This is a genomic window from Burkholderia sp. MSMB1835, from assembly GCF_001526365.1.
Lineage (GTDB): Bacteria > Pseudomonadota > Gammaproteobacteria > Burkholderiales > Burkholderiaceae > Burkholderia.
In genome coordinates this window covers 142,238-151,092 of the sequence record NZ_LOYP01000020.1, presented here as the reverse complement: position 1 = coordinate 151,092, position 8,855 = coordinate 142,238, and the positions used below count along the sequence as shown (strand labels likewise).

The following is an 8,855-nucleotide window of genomic DNA, read 5'->3' as shown; positions in this document are numbered from 1 at the left end:
GAGACAGACTCGTTATAGGGTCAAGCGAACAAGTGCATGTGGTGGATGCCTTGGCGATCACAGGCGATGAAGGACGCGGTAGCCTGCGAAAAGCCCCGGGGAGCTGGCAAACAAGCTTTGATCCGGGGATGTCCGAATGGGGAAACCCACTCCTTATGGAGTATCCATGGCTGAATACATAGGCCATGTGAAGCGAACGCGGTGAACTGAAACATCTAAGTAACCGCAGGAAAAGAAATCAACCGAGATTCCCAAAGTAGTGGCGAGCGAAATGGGATGAGCCTTGCACTCTTTATTTGTATTGTTAGCCGAACGCTCTGGAAAGTGCGGCCATAGCAGGTGATAGCCCTGTAGGCGAAAACAGTATGAAAGAACTAGGTGTGCGACAAGTAGGGCGGGACACGTGAAATCCTGTCTGAAGATGGGGGGACCATCCTCCAAGGCTAAATACTCGTGATCGACCGATAGTGAACCAGTACCGTGAGGGAAAGGCGAAAAGAACCCCGGGAGGGGAGTGAAATAGATCCTGAAACCGCATGCATACAAACAGTCGGAGCCTCGTAAGGGGTGACGGCGTACCTTTTGTATAATGGGTCAGCGACTTACGTTCAGTAGCAAGCTTAACCGTATAGGGCAGGCGTAGCGAAAGCGAGTCCGAATAGGGCGTTCAGTTGCTGGGCGTAGACCCGAAACCAGGTGATCTATCCATGGCCAGGATGAAGGTGCGGTAACACGTACTGGAGGTCCGAACCCACTAACGTTGAAAAGTTAGGGGATGAGCTGTGGATAGGGGTGAAAGGCTAAACAAACCTGGAAATAGCTGGTTCTCTCCGAAAACTATTTAGGTAGTGCCTCGTGTCTCACCTTCGGGGGTAGAGCACTGTCATGGTTGGGGGGTCTATTGCAGATTACCCCGCCATAGCAAACTCCGAATACCGAAGAGTGCAATCACGGGAGACAGACATCGGGTGCTAACGTCCGGTGTCAAGAGGGAAACAACCCAGACCGCCAGCTAAGGTCCCCAAATATAGCTAAGTGGGAAACGAAGTGGGAAGGCTAAAACAGTCAGGAGGTTGGCTTAGAAGCAGCCACCCTTTAAAGAAAGCGTAATAGCTCACTGATCGAGTCGTCCTGCGCGGAAGATGTAACGGGGCTAAGCTATATACCGAAGCTGCGGATGCGTGCTTGCACGCATGGTAGGAGAGCGTTCCGTAAGCCTGCGAAGGTGCGTTGAAAAGCGTGCTGGAGGTATCGGAAGTGCGAATGCTGACATGAGTAGCGATAAAGGGGGTGAAAGGCCCCCTCGCCGTAAGCCCAAGGTTTCCTACGCAACGTTCATCGGCGTAGGGTGAGTCGGCCCCTAAGGCGAGGCAGAAATGCGTAGCTGATGGGAAGCAGGTCAATATTCCTGCACCATTGTTAGATGCGATGGGGGGACGGATCGCGGAAGGTTGTCCGGGTGTTGGAAGTCCCGGTCGCTGCATTGGAGAAGGCGCTTAGGCAAATCCGGGCGCGCAATTCAAGGGTGTGGCGCGAGCTCCTTAGGGAGCGAAGCAATTGGAAGTGGTTCCAAGAAAAGCCTCTAAGCTTCAGTCTAACGATGACCGTACCGCAAACCGACACAGGTGGGCGAGATGAGTATTCTAAGGCGCTTGAGAGAACTCGGGAGAAGGAACTCGGCAAATTGGTACCGTAACTTCGGGATAAGGTACGCCCTTGTAGCTTGACTGGCCTGCGCCAGGAGGGTGAAGGGGTTGCAATAAACTGGTGGCTGCGACTGTTTAATAAAAACACAGCACTCTGCAAACACGAAAGTGGACGTATAGGGTGTGACGCCTGCCCGGTGCCGGAAGATTAAATGATGGGGTGCAAGCTCTTGATTGAAGTCCCGGTAAACGGCGGCCGTAACTATAACGGTCCTAAGGTAGCGAAATTCCTTGTCGGGTAAGTTCCGACCTGCACGAATGGCGTAACGATGGCCACACTGTCTCCTCCCGAGACTCAGCGAAGTTGAAGTGTTTGTGATGATGCAATCTACCCGCGGCTAGACGGAAAGACCCCATGAACCTTTACTGTAGCTTTGCATTGGACTTTGAACCGATCTGTGTAGGATAGGTGGGAGGCTATGAAACCGGAACGCTAGTTTCGGTGGAGCCGTCCTTGAAATACCACCCTGGTTTGTTTGAGGTTCTAACCTTGGCCCGTGATCCGGGTCGGGGACAGTGCATGGTAGGCAGTTTGACTGGGGCGGTCTCCTCCCAAAGCGTAACGGAGGAGTACGAAGGTACGCTAGGTACGGTCGGAAATCGTGCTGATAGTGCAATGGCATAAGCGTGCTTAACTGCGAGACCGACAAGTCGAGCAGGTGCGAAAGCAGGTCATAGTGATCCGGTGGTTCTGTATGGAAGGGCCATCGCTCAACGGATAAAAGGTACTCTGGGGATAACAGGCTGATACCGCCCAAGAGTTCATATCGACGGCGGTGTTTGGCACCTCGATGTCGGCTCATCTCATCCTGGGGCTGTAGCCGGTCCCAAGGGTATGGCTGTTCGCCATTTAAAGAGGTACGTGAGCTGGGTTTAAAACGTCGTGAGACAGTTTGGTCCCTATCTGCCGTGGGCGTTGGATATTTGAAGGGGGCTGCTCCTAGTACGAGAGGACCGGAGTGGACGAACCTCTGGTGTACCGGTTGTCACGCCAGTGGCATCGCCGGGTAGCTATGTTCGGAAGAGATAACCGCTGAAAGCATCTAAGCGGGAAACTCGCCTTAAGATGAGATATCCCTGGGGACTAGATCCCCTTGAAGGGTCGTTCGAGACCAGGACGTTGATAGGTCGGGTGTGTAAGCGCAGTAATGCGTTCAGCTAACCGATACTAATTGCCCGTAAGGCTTGATCCTATAACAAGTCTGCCTTAACAGGACTTGTTGATTCTCGTGTGCGATACGCACAACCTCATTACTGCTTCTTCCAAGATTGGTTGCGCTGCGAAGCAACGCAACAACCCTCTTTGCCTGATGACCATAGCGAGTCGGTCCCACCCCTTCCCATCCCGAACAGGACCGTGAAACGACTCTACGCCGATGATAGTGCGGATTCCCGTGTGAAAGTAGGTAATCGTCAGGCTCCCTTAGCCAGAAACCCCCGCCCGATCAGGCGGGGGTTTTTGCATTGGCGCGGCGAAAATATGCGGTGCAGGCGGAAAGCGTCACCCAGCCTATCGGCGTTAACACTCCGGCACCGCATCAACTGCAACATCAAATCCCATCAATCGCTCCTATCTTTCGCGATTCAATCGATTATTGATCGTATCCTCGATCAAGATCGCAACTTGCGCGCCGCAGCGTATCGTCGGGCGCGCTTGTGCGACCAACTTTCCGCTTCCTGGAGCCGGCCACGTCATCCCGTTTTCGACCGGCTAATCCAAAATCGGCGCGAAACCGGCGCTTTATTCGGCGGGTCCACGTAAAATTTGCGAATCCCCCTCTCTGCATTCAAAACGATGAACGCCGCCCCCCAGGTAGCCCGGGCTGTTTGCCCGCATGATTGTCCGGACACGTGCGCGATGCGGGTGACCGTCGAGAACGGCAAGGCAATCAAGGTCACGGGCGATCCCGACCATCCGCCGACGCAGGGCGTGTTGTGTACGAAGGTCAGCCGATACGCGGATCGCGTTCATCATCCCGATCGCCTCACTGTCCCGCTCAAGCGGGTCGGCCCGAAGGGAGAGGGGCGCTTCGTGCCGATCAGCTGGAGCGAAGCGTTCGACGAGATAGGACGTCGCCTCGGTGAAATTGCCGCACGCGCGCCAGAAGCGATCGTGCCGTACAGCTATGCCGGAACGATGGGGCTCGTGCAAGGCGAGGGCATTGCCCAGCGATTCTTCCACAAGCTCGGCGCGTCGCGGCTGGAGCGGACGATCTGCGCGGCAGCCGGCGCAGCGGGGCTGCGATATACCTACGGCGGCAGTGTCGGCATGCACCTTGAATACTTCGAGGAAAGCGAGCTGATTCTGATATGGGGCGCGAATCCGATTGCATCGAGCCTGCACTTCTGGACCCGCGCGCAGGAAGCGAAGCGCCGTGGCGCGCGTCTTGTCGCGATCGACCCATATCGTTCGCTGACCGCGGAGAAATGCCATCAGCACATCGCACTGAAGCCCGGTACCGATGGTGCATTTGCGCTCGGCATGATGCATGTGCTGATTACCGAAAACCTGCTCGATCACGATTACATCGCCGACCATACGCTCGGCTTCGACGCGCTCAAGACGCGCGCACTGTCCTATCCGCCGGAACGCGTGGCGGAGATCTGCGGCATCGATGCGTCGGTGCTGATCGATCTTGCGCGTCGCTACGGCGCTACCCGGAAGGCATCGATCCGCCTCAATTACGGCATGCAGCGTGTTCGCGGCGGCGGCAATGCTGTGCGCGCGATTGCCAGCCTGCCGGCGCTGACGGGAGCGTGGCGCGATCGGGCAGGCGGCCTGCTGCTCTCCTCGTCGGAATCGGCGCCCGTCAATCAGGCCGCGCTGCTGCGTCCGGACCTGATGCCGGGTTGGCCGCACAAGCTGCCTCGCATCATCAACATGAACGCGATCGGCGACGCGCTGCTGCATCCGGGGGACGCGACGTTCGGGCCGAAAGTCGAAGCAGTGATCGTGTACAACTCGAATCCGGTGGCGGTTGCACCGGACTCGTCGAAAGTCGCCGCGGGCTTTGCACGCGACGATTTGTTCACGGTCGTTCTCGAGCACTTCAAGACAGATACGGCCGATTTCGCCGACATTGTATTGCCGGCGACCACGCAGCTCGAACATCTGGATGTCCATAAATCGTATGGCCATACCTACGTGATGGCGAACCTGCCGGCGATTCCGCCGGTGGGAGACGCGCGGCCGAACACGGAGATCTTTCGCGGGATCGCGCGCAGCATGGGACTCGACGAGCCCGCGCTCTATCACAGCGACGAAGAGGTCGCGCGCGCGGCGCTTCGCTGGGACGATCCGGCGCTCGACAGCGACTGGGACACGCTGAAGCGGGTCGGCTGGCTGAAGCTCAAGCTGCCGGAGGCGCCGTTCGCGAGTGGCGGTTTCCGCACGCCCTCCGGCAAGTGCGAGTTCTACAGCCCGCGGCTCGAGCAGATGGGCATGGACCCCGTCCCCGACTACCTGCCGCCGTTCGAATCCACCGAAGCCGCGCCCGAGCTCGCCGCACGCTATCCATTGGCGATGATTTCGCCGCCGGCCCGCCACTTCCTGAACAGCACGTTCGTGAACGTCGACAGCCTGCGTTCGACGGAAGGCGAGCCGCACCTCGACATGCATCCGTCCGACGCCAGCGCTCGCGGCATCGCAGAGGGCGACATCGTCCGCATCTTCAACGACCGCGGCTCGATGCAGGCCCGCGCGCGACTCACCGATCGCGCGCGTGCCGGGCTCGTCGTCGGGTTGTCGATCTGGTGGAAGAAACTGTCGCCGGACGGCAAGAACGCGAACGAGGTGACGAGCCAGGCGCTGACCGATCTGGGCAATTCGGCGACGTTTTACGATTGTCTTGTGGAAGTTGAGCGGATTTGATCGAATATCGCCGTGTGATCAGACAAAATTGACACGCAAGTTCGAAGTGGACATCTAACCCTGTTGTCTCGGGGCGGGGGAGCCGTTACGATGCGTTTTAGCACGACCATTCGAAAATCTGTGAGGAGACGCGCGGTATGGACAAAATTTGGCTGAAATCGTACCCACCCGGCGTTCCAGCCGAAATCGACTCCTCTCCTTATCCGTCCGTCCCGGACCTGCTCGACGAAAGCTTCCGGCAGTATCGCGACCGTACCGCGTTCGTTTGCATGGGCAAGCGGATCACGTACGGCGAACTCGACAAGCTGTCGCGTCAGTTCGGCGCCTGGCTGCAGTCTCGCGGCCTGGCTCGCGGGGCGCGCGTCGCGATCATGATGCCGAACGTGCTGCAGTACCCGCTGACGATCGCTGCGGTCCTGCGCGCCGGCTATACCGTGGTCAACGTCAATCCGCTCTATACGCCGCGCGAGCTCGAGCATCAGCTGAAGGACAGCGGTGCCGAGGCGATCGTCATCCTGGAGAATTTCGCGTCGACGTTGCAGGCCGTCATCGCCAATACGGCCGTCAAGCACGTGGTCGTCGCTTCGATGGGCGACTTGCTGGGCATCAAGGGATGGATCGTCAATTACGTCGTGCGTAACGTGAAGAAGATGGTGCCTGCGTGGCAACTGCCGTCGTTCACGCGCTTCAAGGCCGCGCTCTCGGAGGGCGCACGACAGGCGTTCAAGCCGCAGAAGATCGGCCCCGACGACGTCGCGTTCCTGCAGTACACGGGCGGTACGACCGGCGTTGCGAAGGGCGCGACGCTGCTGCACCGGAACATCGTGTCGAACGTGCTGCAGGCCGGCGCTTGGCATCAGCCGGCCCACGACAAGTACCCGGACGTGAAACAATTCGTGACGGTTGTCGCGCTGCCGCTGTATCACGTGTTCGCACTGACCGTCTGCGGTTTCCTGACGATGCGCACGGGCGGCATGGGCGTCCTTATCCCGAACCCGCGCGACATCGCCGGCATGATCAAGGAACTGAAGGGTTACCGGATCTCGACGATTCCGGCCGTCAACACGCTGTACAACGCGCTGCTGAACCATCCCGACTTCGACCAGCTCGATCTGTCGAAGCTCGTGATCGCCAACGGCGGCGGCATGGCGATCCAGGAAGGCGTCGCGAAGCGGTGGTATGAAAAGACCCGTACTGCGATCATCGAAGGATACGGGCTGTCCGAAACGTCGCCGGTGGCGACCTGCAACCCCGTGACGGCCACCGAATACAGCGGGACGATCGGCTTGCCGCTGCCGTCGACCGAAGTCGCGATTCGCGACGATGCCGGCAATGACGTTGCGCTCGGCGAGCCCGGCGAGATCTGCATTCGCGGGCCGCAGGTGATGGCCGGCTACTGGAACCGGCCGGACGAGACCGCGAAAGTCATGTTCGCGGACGGCTTCTTCAAGACGGGCGACGTCGGCGTGATGGATGCCCGCGGTTACGTGAAGATCGTCGATCGCAAGAAGGACATGATTCTCGTGTCGGGCTTCAACGTGTATCCGAACGAAGTGGAGGACGTGGTGGCGTCGCATCCGGGTGTGTTCGAGGTGGCGGCAGTCGGCGTGCCGGACGAGCATTCCGGCGAAGCCGTGAAGCTATTCGTCGTGAAAAAGGATCCGGCGCTGACCGACAAGGACATCCTTGCTTACTGCAAGGAGCGGCTCACCGGGTACAAGCGGCCGAAGCTGGTCGAATTCCGCACGGAGCTGCCGAAGACGAACGTCGGCAAGATCCTGCGGCGCGAGCTGCGCGACGGACGAGCGTAACGCGCGCAGCGATACGGTTGAACGAGAAGCCCGGCCTGTTGCCGGGTTTTTTTGTTTGCGGCTGCGGGGGAAGTGCCTGTTTCGTGCGGAGGTGGCCGCAACCCTTGCTCCGAGTTGACGGCTCGGGACGGCGCACGCGGCGTGGTCTATCGCGACCCGCGACCCGCGACCCGCGACCCGCCACCCGCCACCCGCCACCCGCCAACATTCCCGCCCCGTCAGAAAAGAAAAAGGCGCCCGAAGGCGCCTTCAATATGCTGCGGCTTGTCAGACAAGCTGATTAGAACTTGTGACGGATACCGACGCGTGCTGCGACCTGGTTGCTGGTGCTCGACCCGGCCAGACCGTTGATCGCTGCCGTTGCCTTCAGGACGTTGCCGTTCGAATCGAGCACGTTGCCCGATGCGTGCTGGTACACGCCGATCACGTAGACGTCGGTGCGCTTCGACAGGAAGTAGTCGACGCCCAGCGAGCCCTGGTGGTACTTGGCTGCCGAGTTGCCGTCGATCTTGCTGCCTTGCGTGTAGTCGTACGCCGCGCCGAGGATCAACGCCGGCGTCAACTGGTACTTGAAGTTGATTTCGCCGTTGTTGAACGTCGCGGTCTGGTTCACGAACGGGCCTGCCGAGAAGCCCTTGAACTTCGTGTTCGAGTACGTCGCGCCGATCGTCGCTGCGCCGAACGTGTACGCGCCGCCTGCACCGATGACCTGATACGTGTTCGCGTTGTTCGCGTACGCGCCGTAGATCGGCGACGAGACCGACGACGAAGCGGAACCGTTGTTGAACATGCCGCCGAACTGGTTCGGCGTACGTGCGTTCAAGTAACCGACGCCGAGGACCAGCGGGCCGTTGTTGTAGCCTGCGCCGAGCGACCAGACCTGGTTCTTCGAGAACTGGCCAGCCTGGCCGCCGAAGCTGTACAGGCCGCCGAACGTGAGGCCGCCGTAGCTCTGGCTCGTGAACTTGACCGCGTTGTTCACGCGATACGCGTTGTTGAAGTTGTCGAGGTCGCCCGGGTGAGCGGCGATGTAGCCGCCCCACTGGTCGCCTGCCTCGAGCGGGCCGACGAAGTCGACGACGGAGTCGTACTGACGACCCAGCGTGACCGTACCGTACGGGCTCGACAGGCCGACGTAAGCCTGACGACCGAACATCAGGCCGCCTTGACCGAGCTTGCCGCTGTTCACGTCGAAACCGTTTTCGAGGGTGAAGATCGCCTTCAGGCCGCCACCGAGGTCTTCGGTGCCGCGCAGGCCGAAGCGGCTGCCTTGCATCACGCCGCTGGCCATGCTGTACAGGTGCTTGCCGCCTGCGTTGTTGTTGAAGAGCAGGCCTTCATCGATGATGCCGTAAAGCGTCACGCTGCTTTGCGCATGGGCAGCGCCAGCGAACGCGCCCAGCGCGACGAGCGCGAGAAGCGACTTTTTCATTAACGGATCTCCAAGAATCACTGAATTTTTTTGGC

3 protein-coding genes and 2 rRNA genes are annotated in these 8,855 nt (G+C 59.4%); 4 read left to right on the top strand and 1 reads right to left on the bottom strand.

Translation table 11 applies throughout. From position 1 onward, the window contains the following. Positions 1 to 18 precede the first annotated feature (18 nt). The 4 genes from WS96_RS10510 (at position 19) to WS96_RS10495 (ending at position 7,388) form a co-directional block, all read left to right on the top strand. A 23S ribosomal RNA gene (locus WS96_RS10510) occupies positions 19 to 2,899 on the top strand. A 113-nt stretch (positions 2,900 to 3,012) separates the two neighbouring features. Then, positions 3,013 to 3,125 (top strand): 5S ribosomal RNA (gene rrf, locus WS96_RS10505). A gap of 376 nt (positions 3,126 to 3,501) precedes the next feature. Next, entirely contained in the window at positions 3,502 to 5,577 is a 2,076-nt protein-coding gene (locus tag WS96_RS10500; protein ID WP_059832375.1) for a molybdopterin-containing oxidoreductase family protein, read from the top strand. Between the two features lie 137 nt (positions 5,578 to 5,714). Next, a complete protein-coding gene (locus tag WS96_RS10495; RefSeq protein ID WP_059832373.1) occupies positions 5,715 to 7,388 on the top strand; it encodes a long-chain fatty acid--CoA ligase in 1,674 nt (557 codons plus the stop codon). Between the two features lie 280 nt (positions 7,389 to 7,668). On the opposite strand, the gene WS96_RS10490 is transcribed toward WS96_RS10495, so the two are convergent. Then, on the bottom strand, positions 7,669 to 8,820 hold the full coding sequence (locus WS96_RS10490; protein WP_059675899.1) for a porin: 1,152 nt from the start codon (positions 8,818 to 8,820) through the stop codon (positions 7,669 to 7,671). Positions 8,821 to 8,855: the final 35 nt, after the last annotated feature.